This window comes from Herbiconiux dendrobii (assembly GCF_052048175.1).
In the GTDB taxonomy this organism is placed as follows: Bacteria; Actinomycetota; Actinomycetes; order Actinomycetales; family Microbacteriaceae; genus Herbiconiux.
In genome coordinates this window covers 521,342-547,736 of record NZ_JBLZQV010000003.1, presented here as the reverse complement: position 1 = coordinate 547,736, position 26,395 = coordinate 521,342, and the positions used below count along the sequence as shown (strand labels likewise).

Annotated in this window: 12 protein-coding genes; 8 read left to right on the top strand and 4 right to left on the bottom strand. The window is 70.0% G+C overall.

Going from position 1 to position 26,395, the window contains the following annotated elements; translation table 11 throughout:
* Positions 1-177 precede the first annotated feature (177 nt).
* The 8 genes from ACN4JJ_RS11505 (at position 178) to ACN4JJ_RS11470 (ending at position 20,880) form a co-directional block, all read left to right on the top strand.
* Complete coding sequence (locus tag ACN4JJ_RS11505; protein ID WP_440710044.1) at positions 178-1,179, top strand: ABC transporter substrate-binding protein; 1,002 nt, start codon at positions 178-180, stop codon at positions 1,177-1,179.
* A 117-nt stretch (positions 1,180-1,296) separates the two neighbouring features.
* Positions 1,297-2,823, top strand: a complete 1,527-nt coding sequence (locus ACN4JJ_RS11500) for a sugar ABC transporter ATP-binding protein (protein ID WP_440710043.1) — start codon at positions 1,297-1,299, stop codon at positions 2,821-2,823.
* Positions 2,820-3,947, top strand: coding sequence for an ABC transporter permease (locus tag ACN4JJ_RS11495; protein WP_440710042.1), 1,128 nt, complete (start codon positions 2,820-2,822; stop codon positions 3,945-3,947). Before ACN4JJ_RS11500 ends, ACN4JJ_RS11495 begins: the two co-directional genes overlap by 4 nt.
* Positions 3,944-4,996, top strand: coding sequence for an ABC transporter permease (locus ACN4JJ_RS11490; RefSeq protein WP_440710041.1), 1,053 nt, complete (start codon positions 3,944-3,946; stop codon positions 4,994-4,996). The genes ACN4JJ_RS11495 and ACN4JJ_RS11490 overlap by 4 nt, the downstream gene beginning before the upstream one ends.
* 101 nt (positions 4,997-5,097) lie before the next feature.
* A complete protein-coding gene (locus ACN4JJ_RS11485; protein ID WP_440710040.1) occupies positions 5,098-10,044 on the top strand; it encodes a family 43 glycosylhydrolase in 4,947 nt (1,648 codons plus the stop codon).
* Between the two features lie 43 nt (positions 10,045-10,087).
* Positions 10,088-13,348: a cell wall-binding repeat-containing protein gene (locus ACN4JJ_RS11480; protein WP_440710039.1), complete on the top strand. Its 3,261-nt coding sequence runs from the start codon at positions 10,088-10,090 to the stop codon at positions 13,346-13,348.
* Between the two features lie 97 nt (positions 13,349-13,445).
* Positions 13,446-16,724, top strand: a complete 3,279-nt coding sequence (locus ACN4JJ_RS11475) for a cell wall-binding repeat-containing protein (protein ID WP_440710038.1) — start codon at positions 13,446-13,448, stop codon at positions 16,722-16,724.
* A gap of 49 nt (positions 16,725-16,773) precedes the next feature.
* Complete coding sequence (locus tag ACN4JJ_RS11470) at positions 16,774-20,880, top strand: cell wall-binding repeat-containing protein (RefSeq protein ID WP_440710037.1); 4,107 nt, start codon at positions 16,774-16,776, stop codon at positions 20,878-20,880.
* Positions 20,881-20,945: 65 nt separating this feature from the next.
* Here the strand turns inward: ACN4JJ_RS11470 and ACN4JJ_RS11465 are convergent, their stop codons facing one another.
* From ACN4JJ_RS11465 to ACN4JJ_RS11450, 4 genes are all read right to left on the bottom strand, one after another.
* Positions 20,946-23,348 (bottom strand): glycosyl hydrolase family 8, encoded by a 2,403-nt coding sequence (locus tag ACN4JJ_RS11465; RefSeq protein ID WP_440710036.1) that lies wholly within the window; start codon positions 23,346-23,348, stop codon positions 20,946-20,948.
* 279 nt (positions 23,349-23,627) lie between these two features.
* Entirely contained in the window at positions 23,628-24,776 is a 1,149-nt protein-coding gene (gene zapE / locus ACN4JJ_RS11460) for a cell division protein ZapE (protein ID WP_440710298.1), read from the bottom strand.
* Positions 24,776-25,714 carry a mycothiol synthase gene (gene mshD, locus ACN4JJ_RS11455; protein WP_440710035.1) on the bottom strand — a complete coding sequence of 313 codons (939 nt, stop codon included), beginning with the start codon at positions 25,712-25,714 and terminating at the stop codon, positions 24,776-24,778. The genes zapE and mshD overlap by 1 nt, the downstream gene beginning before the upstream one ends.
* Entirely contained in the window at positions 25,683-26,375 is a 693-nt protein-coding gene (locus ACN4JJ_RS11450) for a response regulator transcription factor (RefSeq protein WP_291053422.1), read from the bottom strand. The genes mshD and ACN4JJ_RS11450 overlap by 32 nt, the downstream gene beginning before the upstream one ends.
* Positions 26,376-26,395 lie beyond the last annotated feature (20 nt).

Here is a 26,395-nt window from a genome sequence, read left to right as displayed (position 1 = left end):
AGCCGTTGTGAGCGTTCTCAATTTGTGACTTGACACTGCAGCGAATTCGTCGCTAACGTTCAGCGCATCGGGTTTGTGAGCGCTCACAAAAGTGTTCGACACCCGCACGCACCACCGCAGCAGACACATTCATACCGCTACCCGATGGAGGGCCGGCGGATCTCGAGGAGGAGATCAATGTCTAAGACAGCATCGTTCCGCGCATTCGCGGGCATCGCACTCGCAGGGGCCATGGCGCTGGGCATCACGGCGTGCTCGGGTGGCTCGTCCGCCGAGTCGACCGGCGCCGCCGGTTCCGACGGTGAGCTCACGACGATCGGTTTCGTGGCCGTCGGCCCCGAGGGCGGCTGGCGAACCGCCAACGAGCAGAACATCCAGGACTCGTTCTCGAAGGAGAACGGCTTCGACCTCAAGTACGCCCCGGCCACCAACGGCGACCAGAACTCGCAGATCACCGCGTTCACCTCGTTCATCGACGAGGGTGTCGACGCCATCCTGCTCTCGGCCACCGAGGCCACCGGCTGGGAGAGCGTGCTCGAGCGTGCTCAGGAGGCCGAGATCCCGGTGGTGCTGCTGGACCGCGGCATCGAGCCCAACGACACCGAGCTGTACACCAGCCACATCGCGCCCGACAACGTGGGCATCAGCGCCTCGGCCGCCGAGTGGGCCAACGCGCAGTTCCCCGACGGCGCCAACTACGTGGTGCTCGAAGGCCCTCCCGGCCTCTCGGTGGTCAACGACCGTAACAAGGGCTGGGACGAGACCGTCGACGCCAACCTGGTGAAGCTCGAGAGCCAGTCGGCCAACTGGTCGACCGAGGAGGCCAAGAGCGTGTTCGAGACCATCCTCAAGGCGAACAACAACAACGTGCAGCTCGTCTTCGCCCAGAACGACGAGATGGGGCTGGGCGCCGCGCTCGCCGTCGAGGAGGCGGGCCTGAAGCCCGGCACCGACGTCAAGATCATCACGATCGACGGCACCAAGGCCGCCCTGACCGCGCTCTCCGAGGGCCGTCTCAGCTTCGTGGCCGAGTACAACCCGCTGTTCGGCGACACCGCCATCGACGTGGTCAAGTCGGCCCTGGCCGGCGAGACCGTCGAGTCGGACATCGTGGTGCCGAGCGTGACCTTCGACTCGCCCGAGGCGGCGACCGAGGCACTGCCCACCCGTCAGTTCTGATCCCACCCCGCGCCGCCCGGTTCCTCTCCTCACAGGGGAGCCGGGCGGCCCCGGCCCCCTGGCCGGGCACCCCCTCCCGCGACGACGCCGGACCTCCGGCAGAACGACCAGGCAGACATGGCAGCGACAGAGCCGATCGTCGAGATGAGCGACATCTCGATCGAGTTCCCCGGCGTGAAAGCCCTCCAGCACGTGGACTTCCGGCTGTTCCCGGGCGAGGTCCACACCCTGATGGGTGAGAACGGTGCCGGCAAGTCGACGCTGATCAAAGCGCTCACCGGCGTCTACAAGATCGACGGCGGCAGCATCCGGGTGGCCGGTGCACCGCGTTCGTTCAGCGGGACGGCGGATGCGCAGAGCGCGGGCATCTCGACCGTCTACCAGGAGGTCAACCTCTGCGACAACCTCACCATCGGTGAGAACGTGATGCTCGGTCACGAGGTGCGGGGGCGCTTCGGCATCAACTGGGCGAAGACCCACAGCGCCGCGCACGACGCGCTGGTCGGCCTCGGCCTCGGCCACCTCGACACGAAGCAGCCGCTCTCCAGCATCTCGCTGGCGCTGCAGCAGCTGGTGGCCATCAGCCGGGCCATGGTGACCAAGTCGAAGGTGCTCATCCTCGACGAACCCACCTCCAGCCTGGATGCGAACGAGGTCGAGGGCCTGTTCGCCGTGATGCGGCGCCTGCGCGACCAGGGCGTGGCCATCCTGTTCGTCTCGCACTTCCTCGACCAGGTCTACGCCATCAGCGACCGCCTCACCGTGCTCCGCAACGGCGAATTCGTGGGCGAGTACCGCACCTCGGAGCTGGACCGCAGCCAGCTCATCTCGAAGATGATCGGTAAAGACTTCGGCGCCCTCGCGGCGCTCGGCTCCAACCGCGGACGCGCCATCGACGCGGATGCCCCCGCCTTCTACTCGGCGACGGATCTCGGCCGCAAGGGCTCGATCGATCCCGTCGACATCCAGGTGCACCGGGGCGAGGTGGTGGGCCTGGCCGGTCTGCTCGGCTCCGGCCGCACCGAGCTCGGCCGCCTGATGTACGGCGCCGACCGGCCCGACACGGGCGAGGTCACCATCGGCGGCGCGACCGTCGAGGTGCACAGCCCCACCGCGGGCCTGGCGAAGAAGATCGCGTTCTCGACCGAGAACCGCCGCGACGAGGGCATCATCGGCGACCTCACGGTGCGCGAGAACCTGATCGTGGCCGTGCAGGCCCGCCGCGGCTGGGCCCGCCCGCTCTCCCGCCGCGAGCAGAACGAGCTCTGCGAGAAGTACCTGGTGTCGCTGAACGTGCGGCCGGCCGATCCCGAGCTCCCCATCAAGAACCTCTCCGGCGGCAACCAGCAGAAAGTGCTGCTCGGCCGGTGGCTCGCCACCCAGCCCGAGCTGATCATCCTCGACGAGCCCACCCGCGGAATCGACATCGGGGCCAAAGCCGAGATCCAGGAGGCGATCGCGACGCTGGCCGAAGAGGGGATGTCGGTGGTCTTCATCTCGTCCGAGCTCGAAGAAGTCGTCAGACTGAGTGAACGGATCGTCGTGCTGAAGGACCACCGCAAGATCGGCGAGATCGTGAACGGTCCGGAGATCACCGCAGAGACCATCGTCGACCTCATCGCCACCGAAGGGACCACCCCATGAGCGCGCCAACGACGCCGCGAGCGAGCACCCCGCGATCCGGAGCCCGGCAGTTCGCCACCTCCGTCGTGCGCCAGCCCTACATCTGGGCCGTCGTCGCCCTGCTGCTGCTGATCGTGATCAATCTGATCAAGGATCCGGGCTACCTCGGCATCTCGGTGAACGGCACCACCGGCAATCTCTCCGGCAACGTCATCGACATCCTCCGGGCCAGTGCGCCGATCATGATGATCGCCATCGGCATGACCCTGGTGATCGCCACCCGCGGCATCGACCTCTCGGTCGGCTCGGTGATGGCGGTCTCGGGCGCCGTCTCGATGGAGTTCATGAACAGCTCGGGCGACGGCAGCGTCGGCGGCGCGATCCTCGCCGCGGCCTTCGCCATCGGCATCAGCGCCGTGCTCGGTGCGGTCAACGGCGTGCTGGTGTCGATCGTGGGTCTGCAGCCCTTCATCACGACGCTGATCACGATGCTCGCCGGCCGTGGGCTCGCGAAGGTGATCACCTCCGGCCAGAACACCTCGGCCAGCAACGAACCGTTCCGGTGGATCGCGAACGGCACCGTGTTCGGCTTCCCGGTGGTGTTCGTCATCGGCGCCGTGATCGTGGCCATCGTGGCCGTGCTCATCCGGCGCACCGCCCTGGGCCTCATGATCGAGTCGATCGGCATCAACCCCAAGGCCGCGCGGATGGCGGGCATCCGGCCCATCGGCATCCTGATCTCCGTCTACATCGTCAGCGGCATCCTGGCCGGTATCGCCGGCATCTTCTCCACCGCCAGCGTGATGACGGTCGAGGTGGCCAAGACCGGTCTCTCGGCCGAGATGGACGCCATCCTCGCCGTGGTCATCGGCGGCACCTCGCTGGCCGGCGGCAAGTTCTCGCTGACCGGCAGCGTGATCGGCGCCCTGTTGATCGCCACCCTCGACAAGACCATCGTGTTCCTCGCCATCCCCTCCTCGGCCACGCCCGCGTTCAAGGCGCTCGTGATCGTGGTGATCTGCCTGCTGCAGTCGCGCCGGGTCAGGGCGCTGTTCAACCAGCGCCGAGCCCCGCGCACCCCGGCGGCCCCCACCCCGGCGCCCGTCGCGCCCAGCTCGACCCGAAAGGAAACGGTGTCGGCATGAGCACCCTCATGGAACGCCCCCTCTCCGGCCCCACGGGCTCGCCGCCTCCGGCCCGCCCCAACCCGCTGTCGCGCCTGAAGCCCAAGCTCGAGACGCTGCCCACGCTCGCCGCGGTCGTGATCTTCGTCGGCATGATCGTCTACGGCGAGATCGCCTACGGCCGGATCGTGCAGTTCAACACCGTCTCGAACCTGCTGATCAACAACTCGTACCTGATCATCCTGGCGGTGGGCCTGACCTTCGTCATCCTCACCGGGGGAGTGGATCTCTCGGTCGGCGCGGTGATCGCGATCAGCAGCCTGGTGGGGGTGATGCTGGCCAACCAGGGCTGGAACCCGATCGCCGTCGTGGTGCTGATGATCCTGATCGGCTCGGCCTTCGGACTCGCCTCGGGCATCCTGATCCAGTTCTTCAACGTGCAGCCGTTCATCGCCACCCTGGCGATGATGTTCCTGGCCCGGGGGCTCGCCGCGATGCTGAGCACCACGCCCGAACGCCTCGCCGACGACTCGCCCATCCGCACCCTGTCGACCGAGTGGAAGGTGATCGACGGACCGAAGATCAACGACCTGGTGATCACCCCCACCGTGCTGATCGCCGCCGTCGTGGTGATCGTGGCCTTCGTGGTGCTGCACCGCACGCGGCTCGGCCGCACCGTCTACGCGATCGGCGGATCCGAGCAGTCGGCTCTGCTGATGGGCCTGCCCGTGGTGCGCACCAAGCTGCTCATCTACGTGATCAGCGGCACGCTCGCGGGCCTGGCCGCGGTGGTCTACACCTCCAAGCTCGGCATCGCGCAGAACATCACCGGCATCGGCTGGGAACTGGATGCCATCGCCGCGGTGATCATCGGCGGAACCCTGCTCACCGGCGGTGCGGGCTTCGTGCTCGGCTCGGTGGTGGGAGCCCTGGTGCTCGGCCTGATGAACGTGCTGATCACCCGTGACGGCAGCATCCCGCCCGAGGCCACGACCATCATCACCGGCGGCATCCTGCTCGTGTTCGTGCTGCTACAGCGGCTCGTGGTGTCGCGCAAACGCAAGACCTAGACCGCCCACACGGCCCTTCGGGGCACCTTCTCCCAGCACAGCTCTGCCCTGGTGCAGCTGCGCCCCGTTCGACGATGAAGCCGATTCAGGAGACACTCCGCATGACACGTCCACCCACCAAGGCGCTGGTCGCCGCCACCGCGCTGGCTCTCGCCGTGCCGTTGCTGAGCGCGACCCCCGCCTTCGCCGAACCCGCCGACCACCTCGTGGCGCGGTACGCCCTCGACGAGACCGCGGGCAGCACGGCCGTCGACAGCTCGGGCGGGGGCCACGACGCCGTCATCGCCGGCGGTGCCGTTCTGGGCGGCGGGGCGGGGGTGACCCTGGACGGCGTCGACGATCACGTGAAGCTGCCGGACGACATCCTCGCCGGGCTGGACTCGATCACCGTCAGCACCGAGGTGCTGGTGCGCGGCAGCCAGGGCACGCCGTACTTCGTGTTCGGACTCGGCAACCCGGCCACGAGCAACTCGGGCACGGGCTACCTCTTCGCCACCGGCAACGCCTACCGGGCCGGCATCACCACCGGCAACTGGAGCGGCGAGCAGGTCGTCAACTCGAATGCGAACCTGGCCCGGGACACCTGGAAGACGCTCACCTACACGCTCGACGACGCGAGCGACACCGCACGCCTCTACCTCGATGGCGCCGAGGTGGCCGTGAACACCGGCGTCACCGTGAAGCCCGGCGAGCTCGGCGGCGGAACGACCACCGCCAACTTCATCGGCCGCTCGAACTACGCCTCCGACCGGTACCTCGCGGGCAGCGTGCGCGACTTCCGCATCTACGACACGGCGCTGAGCGCCACCGAGGTCGCCGCCCTGCAGCCCTCCGACGAGGTCCGTCTCGCCCGCGACGCCGAGCAGCTCACGCTCGGCGACCTCTCGGCCGTGCAGAGCGACCTGGCGCTACCCGGCACCGGCCTGAACGGCTCGACGGTGACCTGGAGCTCGGATGCTCCCGACGCCATCTCGGCGACCGGTGCGGTGACCCGCCCGGCGGCCGGCGAGGGCGACACCACCGTGACGCTCACCGCCACCCTCGCGCGTGGCTCCGGCAGCACCACGAAGGAGTTCACGGCCACCGTGGTCGCTCTGCCTGACGACCAGTCCGACGTCGACTCCGCGGCCGCCGCGCTCGCGATCAACACCCTCGACGACGTGCGCGGCAACCTGACCCTGCCTGCGGCGCCGGCGGGCATCTCGCTGGAGTGGACCTCCTCGGATCCGTCGGTCATCTCGACCACCGGCGAGGTGAACCGCCCCGAGGCCGACACCGCGGTGACGCTGACCGCCCAGCTCGGCAAGGGCTCCGCCACCGCCACCCGCACCTTCACGGCTCAGGTGAGGAAGGCCGCCGACCTCGGCGCCTACGAGGGCTACGCCTTCGCCTATTTCACGGGCAACTCCCTCGCCGGCGAGAACATCTACTTCGCCGCGAGCGAGGGCAACAACGCCCTCGACTGGAAAGAGCTGAACGGCGGACGGCCGGCGCTGAGTTCGACCGAGGGCACGAAGGGTCTGCGCGATCCGTTCGTCATCCGCTCTCCTGAGGGCGACACGTTCTACCTCATCGCCACCGACCTCTCGATCGGCAGCGGCACCTCGTGGGGTGACTCGGTGCGCACCGGCAGCAAATACATCGAGGTCTGGGAGTCGAGCGACCTGAAGAACTGGTCGGCGCAGCGGCACGTCAAGGTGGCCCCCGACAATGCGGGCATGACCTGGGCGCCCGAGGCCTACTACGACGACACCATCGGCTCCTACGTGGTGTTCTGGGCCTCGGCGCTGTACGGCGACGACGACCCGGGCCACACCGGCGCCACCTACCACCGCATGATGTACGCCACCACGCGCGACTTCGTCACCTTCAGCACGCCCGAGGTCTGGCAAGACCAGGGGGTGTCGCGGATCGACTCCACCGTCATCGAAGAGAGCGACGTCTACTACCGCTTCACGAAGGACGAGGGCGCCGGCGGCACCGGGTGCAGTGACATCATCCAGGAGTCGTCCACCGACCTGCGCGCGACTCTCGACTCGTGGACGGTGATGGACAGCTGCATCGGCCGCGACGCCGGTACCAGCGCCGTCGAGGGCCCCACCGCCTTCAAGGCGAACCCCGGCGACGTGAACGGCGAGAAGTTCTACCTCCTCGTGGACGAGTACGGCGGACGCGGGTACATCCCGCTCGCCACCGACGACATCGCCCACCCGGACTGGAAGGTCGCTGCGGACTACGACCTGCCCGCCAGCCCCCGCCACGGCACCGTGATCCCGGTCACCGCCGACGAGTTGGCCGCGCTCAGCGCCGACGAGCCGACGGTTCCACCCGCGCCGGCGAACGAGAACGGCGAGATCGTGCGCTACGACTTCTCCGACGGCTCCGGATCGGTGCTGCACGACGTCTCCGGCAACGGCCAGGACGGCAGCATTCAGGGCGGCGCCACCTTCTCCGACGGCGCGCTGCTGCTGGACGGCAGCGACGACTACGTCGACCTGCCCGACAACCTGCTGGCCGGTGTCGTCGACACCACGGTCGAGGCGGATGTCTGGATCGACGCCGGGCAGGCCACCCCGTACTTCATCTACGGACTGGGCAACACCGTCTCGGGCGCCGGCAACGGCTACCTCTTCTCGACGGGCAACGGCTACCGCACCAGTCTCGCCACGGGCAACTGGACGACCGAACAGACCGTCGCACAGGGCGGCGACCTGCCGCGCGGCCGCTGGGCCCACCTCACCTACGTGCTGAAGGACACCACCGCCACGATCTATCTCGACGGCCTCGCGGTGGCCTCCGGAACGGTCACCACCGACCCGGGCGACATCGGCGGGGGAGCGACCACGGCCAACCACCTGGGCAAGTCGAACTACGACGGCGACCGGCTGCTGGACGGGCGGCTGCGCGAGTTCGCGATCTACAACCGCGCGCTCTCCGACGCCGAGGTGCTCGCCGCCTCGGGCAACACCTCGGCCCTGGCCGGTGTGACGCTCGCCGAAGACGTGCTGAAGACCGCGCCGATCGTCGACTCGGCCGCCCACACGGTGGTGTTCCCGGTGAAGCCGGGCACCGACCGGAGCGCCCTCACGCCGCAGTTCGCGACGGCGGCCGGCGTGCAGGCGAGCCCCGCATCCGGATCGACCGTCGACCTGCGCGAACCGGTGACGGTGACGCTCAGCTCCACCGGCGGCGACCCCGTCACCTGGACGCTGAGCGCCATCGAGATGGGCAGCCCGAGCATCCCGGGGCTCTACGCCGACCCGAACATCGTGGCCTTCGGCGACACCTACTACATCTACGCGACCACCGACGGCTTCCCCGGCTGGGGCGGCAAGGAGTTCTTCGTCTGGTCGTCGAAGGACCTCGTCGACTGGACGCGGTCCGAGACGCCCATCCTGACGCTGGACGGCGCGAACGGGAACGTGCCGTGGGCGACGGGCAACGCCTGGGCACCGACGATCGCCGAGAAGGACGGGAAGTACTACTTCTACTTCAGCGGTCACAACGCCGAGCTGGACCGCAAGACGATCGGTGTGGCCGTGGCCGACAGCCCCACCGGACCGTTCGTGGCGCAGCCCGAGGCGATGATCCTGAACGACGAGGCCGTGACCTCCGGCCAGGCGATCGACCCGGCGGCGTTCACCGATCCGGAGACCGGGAAGCACTACCTGTTCTGGGGCAACGGATCCCCGGTCTACGCCGAGCTCTCCGACGACATGCTCTCGATCAAGGCCGAGACGCTGAAGCCGATCTCCGGACTGACCGACTTCCGGGAGGGCACGTTCCTCAACTACCGCGACGGCCTGTACCACCTCACCTACTCGATCGACGACACGGGGTCGGCGAACTACAAGGTGGGCTACGCCACGGCCACCAGCGTCGACGGGCCGTGGACGTACCGTGGAGTGCTGCTGCAGAAGGACACGTCGAAGGGCATCCTGGCCACCGGGCACAACTCGGTGCTGAACGTGCCGGGCACCGACGACTGGTACATCGCGTATCACCGCTTCGCGATCCCGGGCGGCGATGGTCAGCACCGCGAGACCACGATCGACGAGCTCACCTTCGACCCGGCCACCGGTCTCATGCAGACCGTGACGCCGACGCTGGAGAGCGTGGCGCCGCAGACCATCGTGACGGCTCCGGTGGAGCCCGAGGTGGGGCGCATCGGTGGGGCGGATCGTTTCGAGGTGTCGGTGAACACGTCGAAGGCCGGCTGGTCGGACGGTTCCGGCACGGTGTACGTGGCGTCGGGTGAGGTGTTCCCGGATGCCCTGTCCGCCGCGTCGGCGGCCACGGTCGCGGGCGCTCCGATCCTGCTGACGACATCCGGCTCGCTGCCGGCTTCGGTGAAGGCCGAGATCGTGCGGTTGGGTGCGACGGACATCGTGATCGTGGGTGGCTCGAAGACCATCAGTGCTGCGGTGGAGACCGAGCTGAAGACGCTGGGCACTGTCACCCGCATCGGTGGTGCGGATCGGTTCGAGGCGTCGCGGAACATCGCGAAGCACGCGTTCCCGGACGGTGCCGAGGTGGCTGTTCTGGCTACCGGTCTGACGTTCCCGGATGCGCTCTCCGCGGGTGCTGCGGTGGCCGGTCGCGGCCCGGTGCTGCTGGTGAATGGTGGCGCGTCTGGTCTGGATGCGGCGACGAAGTCGCTTCTGACGGATCTCGGTGTCGACGAGATCGCGGTCGCCGGTGGCCCCGCATCCGTCTCGGCCGGCATCCAGTCGGATGCCGCGAAGATCGCCGACACGGTTCGGCTGGGTGGCGCCGACCGCTTCGAGGCGTCGCGGGCCATCAACGCCCACTTCGTGACCGAAGCGAAGAACGTGCTGCTGGCGACGGGGTCGAACTTCCCCGACGCCCTCTCGGGCTCCGCGTTCGGTCCCCGCATCGGCGCCCCGCTGTTCACGGTGCAAGGCACCTGCATCCCTACGGAGACCCTCGAACAGATCACCGCCCTCGGCGCCGAGCAGATCACGCTCCTGGGCGGCCCGGCCACCCTGAGCCCCGCGGTCGAGCAGCTCCAGCCCTGCGCGGGCTGAGCCGCCGCACCATCCTCCATCACTACGACGAAGTAGGAAACGAATGAAGCGACTTCTCTCGACCCGCGGTGCGCTGGTCGCCTCCGCCCTGGCCGTGCTCCTCGCCACCTCGGCGGCGGTGCCGGCGGGTGCCGCTCTGCCGAGCACGAGCGGCACCACGGCGGTGGCCGACGGATCGGCCGACCTCGCCGCCCTCGTCATCCCCTCCGCCGACGACGTGCGGGGCAACATCCACCTCCCCGAGACCGGCAGCGTGAGCGGCAGCCCCATCACCTGGAGCTCGTCGAACGCGGCCGTCGTCTCCGACGCGGTCGCCGAGACCGCCGAGGGCAGCATCGCCCCCGGCGCGGTCACCCGGGGCAGCGCCGACGTCACCGTTCAGCTGACCGCCACCGTGGAGGGGCAGTCGAAGACCTTCGACCTGCTCGTGCGGGCCGCGGCACCGGCCGTCGACCCGGCCGGCTACCTCTTCAGCTACTTCGCCGGCGAGTCCACCGACGCGGGGGAGGAGATCTACTTCGGCACCAGCGAGGGCGACAGCCCCCTCGAGTGGGACGAGCTCAACGGCGGCCAGCCCGTGCTGGACTCGGAGTTCGGCGAGAAGGGCCTGCGCGACCCGATGATCATCCGCTCGCCCGAGGGCGACAAGTTCTACATCGTGGCGACCGACCTCAAGATCTACCCGAACGGCGACTTCGGCCGCGCCCAGCGCACCGGCAGCGCCTACCTCGAGATCTGGGAGTCGACCGACCTCGTCACCTGGTCGGACCAGCGGCACGTGAAGGTGTCGGATGAGGCCACGGTGGGCAACACCTGGGCCCCCGAGGCCTTCTACGACGAGACGATCGGCGAGTACGTCGTGTACTGGGCCTCGAACATCTACGACGCCTCCACCCCGGTGTCGGCGCGCGACAACTTCGCCACCTACAACCGCATGATGTACTCCACCACGCGCGACTTCGTGACCTTCTCCGAACCGCAGATCTGGAGCGACTCCAAGCGCGGCAACGGGCTCGGCCTGATCGACTCCACCGTCATCCAGGACGGCGACACCTACTACCGCTTCACCAAGGACGAGGGCACGATGAACGTGCTGCTGCAGAAGTCCGACTCGCTCCGGGCCACGAGCGGCGACCCGATGGTGGTGACCGAGGATCCGAACGCCTGGTCGCTCGTCACCCGCGAGATCGGCCGCAACCAGAGCTACACCGCCATCGACGGCTCGACCCGCATCTACACGGGCGGCGAGGGCCCCACGGTGTTCAAGGACGTGCGCGACGACGGCACCTGGTGGCTGTTCATCGACCAGCCCGGCTACCACGGCGGTGTCGGCTACGTCGCGTTCCGTTCCGACGACAAGGGGCTCACCTGGGAGGCCCAGGACTCCTCGGGCCTGCCCGGCGTTCCCCGCCACGGCACGGTGCTGCCCGTCTCGGCCGAGGAGCAGGCACGCCTGCGCACCGCCTACAACACCATCTCGAGCGTGCAGAGCACGACCTTCGCGGTCGAGGCCGTGCAGCGGAACGCCCCCGACCTGCCGCGCTCGGTGCAGGCCACCTACACCTCGGGCGCCGTCGGTTCCGCGCCCATCACGTGGGACGCGATCGACCCGGCGGCGTACGCGCAGCCCGGCACCTTCACGGTCTCGGGGCACGTCGACGGTTTCGCAACGCCGCTCACGGCCACGGTCACGGTCGTCGAGGCGCCCAGCCTGGAGAGCGGGCTGGTGGCCCGGTACACGCTCGACGAATCCGAGGGCACGGCCGTGACCGACTCCTCCGGCAACGGCCGCGACGCGGTGGTGGAGGGAACGCCCCAGTGGCGAGGAGCCGAGGGCTTCGAGTTCACCGGCGGATCGGTCGCCACGGGCAACCGCATCAAGCTGCCGAACGACCTGGTGACGGGTCTCGACGACGTCTCCGTGAGCTATGACCTCTGGGTCGACCAGGGCCTGCCGCAGAACACGATGTCGTTCGTGGTGGGCAACCCGTCCACCGCCAACAGCGGGTACCTGTTCGTCACCGCCCGCGACTACAACAACGTGTTCCGCGGCGCGATCACCCGCACCACCGGCTCGGCGGAGCAGAGCTCGGCCGGCTCGGCCCTCCTGCCCCAGGGCAACTGGGTGCGGGTCACGTACACGGTGGCCGGCGGCGACAGCGCGAACCCCGGCGTGGCGAAGCTCTACCAGGACGACGCCCTCGTGGCGACGAACACGGGCATCACCACCACCCCCGGCGCCATCGGCGGCGGTTCGACGAGCTTCAACTACCTGGGCCGGTCGTCGTGGGCGGCCGACCCGCTGTTCGACGGTCGGATGCGCGACTTCCGCGTGTACGACCGGGCGCTGGATGCGGCATCGATCGCGATCCTCGCGGGCGACGGCGTGGAGCCGCAGCCCGAGCCCGAGGTGTCGCGGATCGCGGGTGCCGACCGGTTCGAGGTGTCGGTGAACACGTCGAAGGCCGGCTGGTCGGACGGGTCGTCCACTGTTTACGTCGCGTCGGGCGAGGTGTTCCCGGATGCCCTGTCGGCTGCCTCGGCGGCCGCGGTCGCGGGTGCACCGATCCTGCTGACGACGTCGGGTTCCCTTCCCGCTTCGGTGAAGGCGGAGATCCAGCGGCTCGGGGCGACGGACATCGTCATCGTCGGCGGCCCCAAGACCATTGGCGCGGGTGTCGAGGCTGAGCTTGCGAAGCTCGGTACCGTGACCCGGATCGGTGGTGCGGATCGGTTCGAGGCGTCGCGGTACATCGCGGAGCACGCGTTCCCGGATGGTGCCGAGGTCGCAGTCCTGGCCACCGGTCTGACCTTCCCGGACGCTCTCTCGGCGGGTGCGGCCGTCGCCGGTCGCGGCCCGGTCCTTCTGGTGAACGGTGGCGCAGCGGGACTGGATGCGGCGACGAAGACGCTGCTCACCGATCTCGGCGTGGATGAGATCGCCGTCGCCGGCGGCACCGCATCCGTCTCCGCGGGCATCCAGTCGGATGCTGCCGAGATCGCGACGACGGTGCGGTTGGGTGGCGCGGACCGGTTCGCGGCGTCGCGGGCGATCAACGCCCACTTCGTGACCGAAGCGAAGAACGTGCTGCTGGCGACCGGGTCGAACTTCCCCGACGCCCTCTCCGGCTCCGCGTTCGGCCCCCGCGCAGGCGCCCCGCTGTTCACCGTGCAGGGCACCTGCGTCCCTGCGGAGACCCTCGAGCAGATCACCGCTCTGGGCGCCGAGAAGATCACCCTCCTCGGCGGCGAAGCGACCCTGTCGCCCGCGGTCGAGCAGCTCCAGGCCTGCGCGAGCACCTGACGAGCATCCCGAACACCCGACGATCACCCCAGCAACTGACGACGACGACAGGAAGCAGACGACCGTGATGCGTGACGTATTCAGAAGGACGGCGGCGGTGGCGACATCGCTGCTGCTGGTGGGCGGCTTCGGTGCGGTTTCGGCGGGAGCAGCGGCACCCGCTGCCGCCGCCGAGACCGCAGCGCCGAGGGACGGTCTGATCGGGGAGTACCTGTTCAGCCAGACATCCGGAACCACGGTCGCCAACTCGGCCACCGGAGACGGTGCGCTCGCCGACGCCACGGTGGTGAACGGCGCCGACAACCAGTGGACCGGCGACGCGCTCCAGTTCACCGGTGGCGCGAAGTCGAGCCCCACGGCGAACTGGGTGGAGCTGCCCGACGGCATCCTCACCGGGGCCTCCTCGGCCACCATCACCAACGAGGTGAAGATCGACGCCTCGATGAAGTCGACCTTCAACTTCCTCTGGAACGTCGGCAACGACACGACCGCGCAGTACTACTTCACCTCGGTGCGCGACACCCCGCGCACGGCCATCACCACCAACGGCGGCGGGGGCGAGATCAACGCCCGCTCGGGCACGGCCCTCGACGCCGACCGGTGGTACAGCCTCACCTCGGTGATCGACGGCGAGGCCGGCACCATCGCCTTCTACGTCGACGGCGTGAAGGTGGGCGAGGCCGCCTCGACCCTGACCCCCGCCTCCATCACCGACCAGTCTCTCAACACGATCGGCCGGTCGCCCTGGCCCGACCCGTTCTTCCAGGGCGCCGTCTCGTCGTTCCGGGTCTACGACCGGGCGCTCTCGGCCACCGAGGTCGACGCGGTCTCCGACGCGGATGCGACGGCGCATGCCGCCGGCTTCCAGGCGGTGGCGCGGGCCACGGTCGACGCCCTGTCGCCCGTGACCATCGACGACAGCTCACTCGTGCTGCCCGACCTCGGCGGCTCGGTGAGCTGGGCCTCCGACACCCCGGGCATCGCGATCGCGGCCGACGGGGTGACCGCCACGGCGGTTCAGCCCGCACCCGGCCAGCCCGCGCTCACCGGCACCCTCACGGCCACGGCGACGGTGCGCGGTGTGACCGCGTCGCGCGAAGTCGATGTGACGGTGACCCCGATGGCCGAGGCCGGCGACGACTACGGCTACCTGATGGTGCACTTCATCGAGGACTCCGCGGGCTACGCCGAGAAGATCTACCTCGACGTCTCCCGGGGCGACAACCCAGAGCAGTGGGACCCGCTGAACGGCGGCGTGCCCATCCTGGCCTCCGACCTCGGCACCACCGGCGTTCGCGACCCGTACCTCACCTACAACCCCGAGACGAAGACCTACTACATCATCGCCACCGACCTGCGGGTGTTCGGCGGCGACTCGGGCTCCGGCAGCTGCACCACCTGGTGCTACTGGACGAAGAACGCCAGCACCAAGCTGAACATCTGGGAGTCGAAAGACCTCGTGACCTGGGGAGACCTGCGCCAGATCGACATGGCCGTCGACGCCAACGGCGGCACCGTCGCCGAGCTCGGCATGGCCTGGGCTCCCGAGGCCACCTGGGTAGACGACTACTACCCCGACGGCCGCGGCGCCTTCGTCGTGTACTGGGCCTCGAACGTGTTCCCCGCCACCGACCCGAACCACGACACCGCGAGCTACAACCGCGTGCTGTGGGGCGCCACCAGCGACTTCACGCAGGGCACCTACGCCTTCGGCGGCGACTTCGTGAACACCGGCGGCAACGCGATCGACACCACGATGATCCAGAACAACGGCACCACCTACCGCATCACCAAAGACAACGGATTCGGCGACGGCATCTACATGGAGTCGACGACCGCACCCCGCTGGTGGGAGGCGGGCACGGCCTGGACGCGCATCCAGACGAAGATCGGCGCGGTGTGGGCCGGCGGCAACGCGGGCGGCGTGGAGGGCCCGGCGGTGTTCAAGAGCCACAGCGAGGACCGCTGGTACCTGTACGTCGACGTGATCCCCAGCACCGGTTACCGCCCGATGGAGACCACCGACCTCGATGCCGGCTGGACCCAGCTGACCGATCCGGGCTTCTCGATGGCGCCGAACACGAAGCACGGCGGCATCGTCTCGCTCACGAAGGCGCAGTACGACACCGTTCGAGCGGCGGATGCGACGTCGGCCGTCACGGCCGACCTCGGCACGACCTCGTTCGGCCAGGGCGGCACGGCCGAGGAGCTGGCCGCGGCCCTGCCCGGCACCGCCGCGGTGAACCTCGCCTACGGGCGCGGCACCGCGGAGCTGCCCGTGGACTGGGACACGACGCCCGTCGACCTCGCGACGCCCGGCAGCTACGCCGTCACCGGCACGGTGCGCTCGCTCGGCGCCAACCTGAACGATTGGGTGGGCGAGGGCGGTTCGACCGCGTGGAACGCGTCGGGCAGACAGCTCTTCAGCTCGAGCGCCATCACCGTCACGGCCGAGGTGGTGGTCACGGCACCGGTGGCGCCGGAGGTCGACCGCATCGGCGGCGCGGACCGGTTCGAGGTGTCGGTGAACACGTCGAAGGCCGGTTGGTCTGATGGGTCCGACACCGTGTACGTGGCGTCGGGTGAGGTGTTCCCGGATGCCCTGTCCGCCGCATCGGCGGCCACGGTCGCGGGTGCACCGATCCTGCTGACGACGTCGGGTTCCCTTCCCGCCTCGGTCAAGGCCGAGATCCAGCGGCTCGGGGCGGCCGAGATCGTGATCGTGGGAGGCCCGAAGACCATCAGCGCGAGTGTCGAGGCGGAACTCAAGACGCTCGGCACTGTCACCCGCATCGGTGGTGCGGATCGGTTCGAGGCGTCTCGGAACATCGCGAAGCACGCCTTCCCGGACGGTGCGGAGGTGGCGGTTCTGGCCACGGGTCTGAACTTCCCCGATGCCTTGTCGGCTGGTGCGGCGGTCGCCGGTCGTGGCCCGGTTGTCCTGGTGAACGGTGGCGCGTCTGGTCTGGATGCGGCGACGAAGTCGCTGCTCACCGACCTCGGCGTGGATGAGATCGCGGTTGCCGGTGGAACCGCGTCGGTGTCTGCGGGTATCGAGTCGGATGCGGCGAAGATCGCCGACACTGTCCGGCTGGGTGGTGCGGACAGGTTCGCGGCGTCGCGGTCGATCAACGCCCACTTCGTCACGGAGGCGAAGAACGTGCTGCTGGCCACGGGTTCGAACTTCCCGGATGCTCTCTCGGGTTCGGCGTTCGGCCCCCGCACAGGCGCCCCGCTCTTCACCGTGCAAGGCACCTGCGTCCCGTCGGAGACCCTCGAACAGATCACCGCCCTCGGCGCCGAAGAGATCACGCTCCTGGGCGGCGAAGCCACCCTGAGCCCCGCCGTGGCCCAGCTGCAGACCTGTGCCGGCTAGCACCATGACCCACCCGCTGACCCACTCGACGACGAGCGAAGGATCGACCATGTTGAGACGAATCATCACCAGGGGCGCCGCGGCCGTCGCGACGCTGGCCGTGGTGGCCACGAGCTTCGTGGCGGCTGGATCGGCCACGGCCGCCGAGCGGCCGGCCGACGGGCTGATCGGGGAGTACGTGTTCTCCCAGACCGCCGGCGCCTCGGTGGCGAACTCCGCCGGCGGCGACGGCGCGCTCGGCGCCGCCACCGTGGTGAACGGCACGGATGCCGCCTGGACGGGCGACTCGCTCGTCTTCTCCGGCGGAGCCAAGTCGAGCGGTGCCAACTGGGTGCGGCTGCCGAACGACATCCTCGCCGGCAAAACCTCGGCCTCGGTGACCACGGAGGTGAAGATCGACGCCTCGATGAAGTCGGCCTTCAACTTCCTCTGGAACGTGGGCAACGACTCGCCGACCTCCTACTTCTTCACCTCGGTGCGCGACACGCCCCGAACGGCCATCACGACCGGGTCGAACGCCGGCGAGGTGAACGCCCGCTCGGGCGCCGCGCTCGAGGCGGGCCGCTGGTACAGCCTCACCTCGGTGATCGACGGCGCGGCCGGCACCATCGCCTTCTACGTCGACGGCGTGAAGGTGGGGCAGGCGGCATCCGCTCTGACACCCGCCTCCATCACCGACCAGTCGCTCAACGCCATCGGTCGCTCGCCCTGGCCCGACCCCTTCTTCAAGGGCGAGGTCTCCACCTTCCGCGTGTACGACCGGGCTCTGTCCGACGCGGATGTGGCCGCCGTCTCCGACACGGATGCGGCGATCCATGCCGACCAGATGGCCGCGGCCGCCCAGGGCATCCTCGACGGCCTCGACCTCGCCGATCAGACGGTCGACAGCAGCTACGTCGGCCTGCCCACGGCCGGCGGTGCCGTGACCTGGACCACCTCCGACCCGGCGATCGTCGCCGCCGACGGCACCGTGAACCAGCCCAGCGAGGCCGACGGCCCCGCGACCGTCACAGCCACCGCCACGAGCACCGTGCGCGGCGTCACCGCGACCACGAGCATCACCCTCACCGTTCTGCCCACCAGCGACGAGGAGCGGGTCGCGGCGGCCGCCGCCGGCTACGTGCTTCCTCCCGTGGTGGTGTCGGGCAGCACGCTGCCGGCGGCCGTCGACGGCACCTCGGTGACGTTGCGGAACGCTCAGGGCATCGCGATCGCGGCCGACGGTACGGTCACGGCCGCCGAGGGCTCGGTGGCCGACGCCGACGGCGCCGTCACCGGCACCGTCGATGCCGTCGTCTCGAAGACCGGAACCCCGGATGTGACGGTGCAGAAGACCTTCACCCTGAAGGTGCTCCCGGCCGAGGGAACCGAGCAGCTGCTCGGCTACCACCGCACCCCCACCACGGCGAACGAGGCCAACAACGCCGACGTGGCACTGAGCCTGCACCTCGCCCTCAAGGCCCCGGATGCCGCCGACTGGACGCCGCTGAACGAGAACTACGGCATCTTCTTCCCGAAGACCTCCGTCGTGCCCCCGGCCGAGGGAACCTCGGACGCCATCATCCGGAGCCTCGTGAACCCCTCGGTCTTCACCCTCGAAGACGGCTCCTACGGTGTCATCGCCACCCGCACCGCGCGGGGCGGGGGAGCCGACGGCACCGCCACCTCGAGCGTGCTCATCGCCACCTCAGCCGATCTGCTCTCGTTCCACGAGATGGGCCTGCTCGACCTCGGCGAGACCAACGGTGTGAACGCACCGCACGCGGTCTACGACTCGGCGGCAGACACCTACCTCGTGGCCTGGACCGACGACTCCGGCACCGCGAAGCACACCACGGTCGGCGACCTCGCGGATGCCGGCACGCGCGGTGCGGTGGTGGCCGGTGAGGTCACCTCGCAGGGCGCGGTCGACGCCGCATCCGGGATCGACGACTACCCGGCCGGGCGCTCCATCCCCGTTCCCGCGGCGACCGTGACCGCTCTCGAGGAGCGCTACGGCCGCATCGTGAACACCGGATACACGCCGTTCGGCGACGTCACCACCGAGGTGGGAGCCGACGCCTCGGCCCTCGAACTGCCCGGAACGGTGGGCCTGGACTACTCCGACGGCTCCACCGGATCGCTGCCCGTGACCTGGGACACCAGCACCGTCGACACCTCGACGCCCGGCACCTACCCGGTGACCGGAACGGTGAAGCAGACCGAGTATCCGGTGCCCTTCGCCGACGAGCGCGCCGACCCCTCGGTGTACAAGTACGACTGGAACGGCACCACCAAGTACCTGATGATCGCCACCAACGACCTCTACGGCTCGAACGTCGAGCAGCAGGGTGCCGCGAAGATGCCGATCCGGGTCGCCGACTCCATCACCGGACTGTCGGATGCGGCGGGTGCGACGGAGATCGACCTCCTGAAGCGGGGCGACACCGATGCGCAGGGCGCGGCGATGACCGGCTGCTTCTGGGCGCCCGAGTACCACGAGATCGACGGGCGCCTGTCGATCCTGTTCATGCCCTGCTACGGCAGCAACCCCGACATGTGGTCGGGCCGCGCGTCGATCATGCAGCTGAAGCAGGATGCCTCGGGCCTCGACCTCGACCCGGCGGTGCCGGCGAACTGGACCAAGCCCGAGAAGGTGCTGCGCACCGACGGCTCCGACCTCAACCAGGTGGCCGGCATCTCGCTGGACATGACCTTCTTCCAGGACGAGAAGGGCCAGTCGTACTACGCCTGGCAGCAGCTCGGCGCGATCTTCATCGCGAAGGTCGACCCCGCCAAGCCCACCCGGCTCACCTCGGAGCCCGTGCGCATCCTGGCGCCCGAGTACGCCTGGGACAACACGATCGCCGAGGGCCCCAACGTGGTGAACCACGACGGCGTGCTGCAGCTGATCTACTCCGGATCGACCGTGGGCGACACGTACACGACGGGGCTGGCCACGGCGGATGCGTCGGGCGACACCGACCTCACGTCGCCGTCGGCCTGGTCCAAGCTGAACTACCCCATCCAGAAGTCGGGTCTCTACGACGGCGCCTGGCAGCTCGGCACCGGACACGGCATGTGGTCGGAGGACGAAGACGGGAACATGATCTACGTCTTCCACGCCCGCACCGATCACAACGACTTGAGCGGGCGCGACATGTTCGTGCGCCGGGTGCACTGGTCGGCCGAGGGACTGCCGGTGCTCGACATGGAGTCGGAGGAGGAGCTCGCCACGCCCACCGTCACACTCGACGTGGTGGTGACGATTGTTCCTCAGCTCGCGGTCGACCGCATCGGTGGGGCGGATCGTTTCGAGGTGTCGGTGAACACGTCTAAGGCCGGCTGGTCTGAGGGGTCGTCCACTGTCTACGTGGCGTCGGGTGAGGTGTTCCCGGATGCCCTGTCGGCCGCGTCGGCGGCCACGGTCGCGGGTGCACCGATCCTGCTGACGACGTCGGGTTCGCTGCCGGCTCCGGTGAAGGCGGAGATCGTGCGGTTGGGTGCGAAGGACATCGTGATCGTGGGTGGCCTGAGGACGATCGGCGCGGGTGTGGAGGCTGAGCTTGCGAAGCTCGGTACCGTGACCCGGATCGGTGGTGCGGATCGGTTCGAGGCGTCGCGGAACATTGCGAAGCACGCGTTCCCGGACGGTGCCGAAGTGGCTGTTCTGGCTACCGGTCTGACCTTCCCGGACGCTCTCTCGGCGGGTGCTGCGGTGGCCGGTCGTGGCCCGGTCGTGCTGGTCAACGGTGGTGCTTCGCGTCTGGATGCGGCGACGAAGTCGCTTCTGACGGATCTCGGCGTGGATGAGATCGCGGTCGCCGGTGGCCCCGCATCCGTCTCGGCGGGCATCCAGTCGGATGCCGCGAAGATCGCCGACACGGTTCGGTTGGGCGGTGCCGACCGGTTCGAGGCGTCCCGCACGATCAACGCGCACTTCGTGACGGAGGCCGACCGGGTGCTCCTGGCGACGGGGTCGAACTTCCCGGATGCCCTCTCCGGCTCTGCGTTCGGCCCTCGCATCGGCGCCCCGCTGTTCACGGCGCAGGGCACCTGCGTTCCGGCCGCGACGCTGGAGCAGATCCGGGGCCTCGGGGCATCACGGGTCTCTCTGCTGGGCGGTCCGAACACCCTGTCGCCGGCGGTGGAGCGCCTGGAGACCTGCGCCGGCTGATCAGCCGGCCCCGCACCGAGGGCCCGCGCTCGTTCTCCGGAACGGGCGCGGGCCCTTCGGCGTGGTCAGCCGCGTGCGGCGAGGTGCGTGGCGAGGGTGGCGAGCGTGGCGTCGGAGACGGTGTTCGGGCCGCCGGGCACCACGATGGTGTTCGGAGCGAGCCGGCCGAGCTCGGTCGCGGTGGGGGCGGGCACCGCGTCTCTGGCCACGAGCAGCACGGGCGCGTGCGCGGCGACGGCGGCCGCGGAGGCCGAGAGAGCGTCGGGGAAGACGGCTCCGGATGCCGCGTAGACCGTGCTGGTGCGGATCGGCGCGAACACGCTCTTCGAGACGGCGGCAGCCACCGCGTAGCGGTCGGCGCCGCCGATGCGGGTGACATCGGCCCCGGGAACAGCGGACTTGAGCGCCCTGCGGGTGGCCTCGGTGACGGTGTTCGCCCCGCCGAGCAGCACGATCCTGGCCGGGGCGAGTCGCTGCAGCTCGGCCTTGACCACCGCGGGCAGCGCGTTCTTCTGGGTGAGCAGCACCGGGGCGCCCTGCGCGCCGGCGGCGGCCGAGCCCGAGAGGGCGTCGGCGAACACCTCGCCCGAGGCCACGTAGGCCACCTGGCCGCCGGGGGCGAAGGTCTGCGCCGAGAGGGTGGCGGAGACGGCGTAGCGATCGGCGCCGCCGATGCGGTCGACTGTGCCGGGGGCGGAGACGTAGGCGCGCAACGCCGTCTCGACGGCGGGGGTGATGGTGTTGACGCCGCCCATCAGCACGATCCTCTTGGGGGCCAGGCGTTTCAGCTCCGCGGCGACGGAGGCGGGGATGCTCCCCTTCGAGACGAGCAGCACGGGGGCGCTGTCCGCCCCCGCCGCGGCCGACGCCGACAGCGCGTCGGGGAACACCTCGCCGGAGGCGATGTAGACCACGGGCGCGCCCGGCGCGAAGACGCCGGCCGACACCGCCGCCGAGACGGCGTAGCGGTCGGCGCCGGGGATGCGCGTGATGGAGGGCGCCGACGTGGCCTGCGGCAGCCAGCTGTTGCCCGAGGCGAGCAGCATCACCTGCAACCGGATCGAGTCGCCGAAGTACTGACCGGTGCCGGCGGAGGTGAGCCGCGCCCACACCCGGTCGACCCAGGGCTGGTTGCGCGCATCCGGAAGCCCGCCCGCGCCGAACGGAGCCGTGAAGACGAGGTCGGAGTAGTCGCCCAGGGGCGTGCCGCCGAGTTCGTAGCGGGCGCGGATGCGAGCGGGGTCGCCGTTCGTGTCGGCGACGATCCAGTCGGTCATCCGCGTCACCGCCGCGCGTGAGGCGGCGTCGCCGGTGAGCAGCGCGCTGGAGGCGAAGCGCCACGGCGTGCGGGCGGCGTTGTAGGCGTAGAGCCCGTCATCCGGCGACTCAAGGAAATTCGGCGGCGCGGGCTTCGGCGCTTTGTCGGTGTCGACCGCGAAGTCGGGAAGCAGGCCCGTGTCGGGCGCGTACGTCTCCTGCAGCGAGGTCACCACGCGGGTGCTCGCGCGCGCCACCTGCCCCCAGAACTCGTCGCCGGTGGCGTTCTGGAAGGCGACGAAGTGGTCGACCATGATGTCGGAGGTGCGGGTGGCGAACCAGTACTTCGTGCCCGGGCTCGTCCAGTCGCCCAGCCGCGGCAGGAGGGTCTGCGGGTTGATCTCGCTGCGCTTGATCGCCGCGATCACGGTGAGCGCCTCGGCGCGGTAGTCGATGGCGCCGCTCGAGCCCCACTGGGTGTCGGCGAGCAGCAGGGCGTAGGCGATGTCGAGATCACCGTCGGTGGCCGAGCTGTTGTTGTTCGGATAGTCCATGCAGTTCGGGTCTTGGTGCCAGGCCATCAGGTCGGGGTCGGAGGCGCTCGGGTGGTCCTGCACGTAACGGTAGAGGCCGTCGAAGGCCGTGCGGGCGTTCGGGTCGTGGCCGGCCATCAGCGCGGTCACGACCATCCCGTAGCCCTGCCCTTCGGACACGACGAGCGACGACGTCGCCGAAGAGGCGTCGACGTAGTAGCGCCCGGTGCCGCAGCCGGCTTTGAGGTACCGGGACTTCCACGCGTCGTACGCGGCGGCGGTGGCCTGGTCGGCCGCGGCCGTGCCGCCCGGCGCGCCGGCCGCCCCGCTGGGGAACGGCTCCGGATGCGACCCGAACGGCCGTGCGGGCGCCGCCAGCACCTCGGCCTGGCCGGCCTCGGCGCCGACCTCGGCGGGGCTCGGCTCAGCGCTCGGCGTGGGCGTCGGCGTGGGCGTCGGCGTCGGTGTGGCGGTGGAGGTGGGTGCGGTCGGCGTTGCGCTGGGCGTCGGCGGTGCGGTGGGTGTCGGCGTCGCGGTGGGCGTCGGCGCTGCGGAGGTCGACGGCGCGGTCGGGGCCGGGGTGTCGGCGAAGGCCGCCGGCGCGAGCAGGGTCGAGGCGGTGAGCGTCGCGGCCAGCAGCGCGACGAGGGCGGCGGCCCGTCGGGGGAGCTGTCTCATGGTCGGTGGGCCCTTCGATCGCATCCGGCGGACACCATCGAGGATACGTCTGGATCGCTCACCCTGCTGCAGGCCGTCCAGGTCGGGTGAGTGTCGCATCCGTGGAGAGCTCCTGCGGTTCGCGATCGACCTCGGCCGGATCGAACGCGGTCAGGCCGATCCGTCGCAGCACACCATCATCCGCATCGCGGGCGCGCTGAACGTCAACCCGTCCGTGCTCGTCGCCGGTCTGAAGTCAGGCTCTTGGCGCCAGGGCGCCATGGCGCCACCGGCCACCCGTCAAGCGCACACGCGCAGGAGGGCGAGGCGGCTGGCGAGGCGGGCGTCACCCGCGCGGGCGACCGCCGCGATCTGCTCGTCGCGAGAGACCTCAGCGAGCATCACGGTGGGCACTCCGGCGTCGGAGAGCACGTCGACCGCCGTCAGGAACCGCAGCTGCGCATCGCGCGCGAGGCGGCCGTACCCGGGCACGCCCGTGATGACCCAGCGCTCGCCGAAGCGGTCGGCCCAGTCGAGGTACTCCATCGTCGACAGCGGCCGCAGGCAGAGCTGCTCGAAGCTCACCCAGAGCTCGCCGGGCCGGGCGGCCGTCACCTCGAAGGAGCGCCCGCCGATCCGCAGCTCGGTCGCCTCGTCGGGGCCGGGGGAGCGCAGGCCCAGGGCCGCCAGCGCAGCCTCGGCGTCCGTCGCGGCGCCCGTGCCGGACGCGCTCTCCGCATCCGGCGTCCCGAGGGCCCCACCGTGCACCCATGCCCCGGCCGCGAACCCATCGCGCCGTCCGGCGGAGCGCCCGTCGGCGTGCTGCCGGTAGTCCACCTCGCCGGCGAGCTCCAAGACGTCCATCTCCGTGCGGATCAGCCGGATGCCGGGCTCCATCAGATGGTGCCGCACCGGATCCGGCAGCAGCTCTTCAGGCGCCTGGTTCGACGAGAGCAGCAGCGCCACCCCGTCGTCACGCAGGTCGTGCAGCACCCGCACCAGCAGGGTCGCGTTGCCCGGGTCGTCGACGTGGAACTCGTCGAACACGAGCAGCCGCGCGTCGCCCACGAGCTCGCGCAGCGTGCGCTCGAAGGCCTCCTGCCGATGCTGCGGGTCACGCCCGCGCTGCACGAACAGCTCCCGGTGCAGCGCGTCGAAGAACCCGTGCGAGTGCACCCGGCGAACGGGGCCGGATGCCGCGGGCAGCACCCGCACGAAGGCGTCGAGCAGCCAGGTCTTCCCTCGTCCGACGGGCCCCCAGAGGTAGACGCCACGAGGCGCGCCGGCGGGCGGAGGGTCGTCGACCCCGTCGACCACCTCGCCGGATCCGGCGGGCTCGGCCGCTCGGGCCAGCTCCGCCGCGAGCACCTCCAGCCGCGCGAGCACCGCCCGCTGTCCGGCATCCAGTTCGAAGCCCGCCGCAGCCGCCTCGTGATCGACGGCGAGCATCACCCGCGGAGCGGGCGCCCGCCCGGCCGGTGCTCGTACTGCACGTCGATGGTGTGGTCGGTGAACCCCATCGAGCGGTACAGCGCCACGGCGCGCGTGTTGTCGCCGTCTACGTACAGGGCCGCGTGCGAGGCGCCGCGCGCCACCATCCGGGCGAGGCCGCGGTTCATCAGCTCGCGCCCGAGACCCTGGCCGGCGTGCCCCTCCTCGATGCCGATTACGTAGATCTCCGCCACCCGCGGGTCGTCGGGCTCGATCTTCAGCCAGTTGTAGCCGATCAGCCGGCCGGCCCCGTCGCGCAGCAGCAGGAAGTCGTCGGGCTCGAACCACGACTCCGACATCCGGAAGCGCAGGTCGTCGGCGGTCAACCCGCCCTGCTCGGCGTGGTCGGCGAACACCCGCGCGTTCAGCGCCACCCACTCGTCGACGTCCCCGCCGCGGAACGTGGTCACCGAGAAGCCATCCGGCAGAGCGCCCGGAGCGGCTGCAGCCGAAGCCGAGGACGGCGTCGACGCAGCCGGCGCCAGCTCCCGCCGCAGCTGCAGCAGCGTGCGGACCGGCGCGAACCGGTGCGTGGCCGCGAGGCGGCGGCTGCCGGGATGGTCGCCGTGCGCCCAGGCGAGAAGAGGCCGGCCCGCGGCATCCGGAGCCGGCGGATTGCGCAGCACGATCTCGAGCAGCTGCCGCCCCAGACCCTCCTCGCGCCACTCCGGATCGATCACGAACTCGAGTTCGCCCTGCCCCACGATCGCAGCGCCCACCACCGATCCGCCGCGCTCGGCGAGCAGCAGCGAGCGCGTGCCTTTGCCGATGTCGACCAGCGCCTGGTCGTTGAACGGATGCTGTCCGTCGACGAGCGCGGCCCGTGCGGCCAGCCGCAGAAAGGGTTCGCGCGCCTCGTCGGGGCTACTGACCGAGAGTCTGAGCGAGTCGGTCATTGTCGTCCTCGAAGAAGTTGAAGCGGTAGCCGACGTTGCGCACGGTGCCGATCAGGGATTCGAGGTCGCCGAGCTTGGCACGCAGCCGCCGCACGTGCACGTCGACCGTGCGGGTGCCGCCGAAGTAGTCGTAGCCCCACACCTCCGAGAGCAGCTGCTCGCGGGTGAACACCCGGGAGGGGTGCATGGCGAAGAAGCGCAGCAGCTCGAACTCCTTGAAGGTGAGGTCGAGCGGGCGGCCGTGCACGCGGGCCGAATAGCTGGCCTCGTCGATGACGACGCCGGAGGCCTGGATCTTCGAGGTCGACTGGTCTTGCACCTGGCGGCCGATGGCCAGACGGATGCGCGTGTCGACCTCCGCCGGCCCCGCCGACTCGAGCACGACATCCGCCGCCCCCCATTCGGCGCTAACGGCCGTGAGACCGCCCTCGGTGAGGATCAGTACGACGGGCACGCCGATTCCGGTGGTGCTCAGGATCTTGCAGAGCGAGCGGGCGGAGGCCAGGTCGTGCCGGGCGTCGACGAAGATGAGGTCGCTGTTGGGGGTGTTCACGAGCTGCGAGGGCTCGGCCGGGATCTGCCGGGTGCGGTGACTCAGTAGGGACAGTGCGGGCAGCACCTCCCGGTCGACCGCAGAGGTCAGGATCAACAACTGCGCCACGTAAGATCCTCCAGAGAACG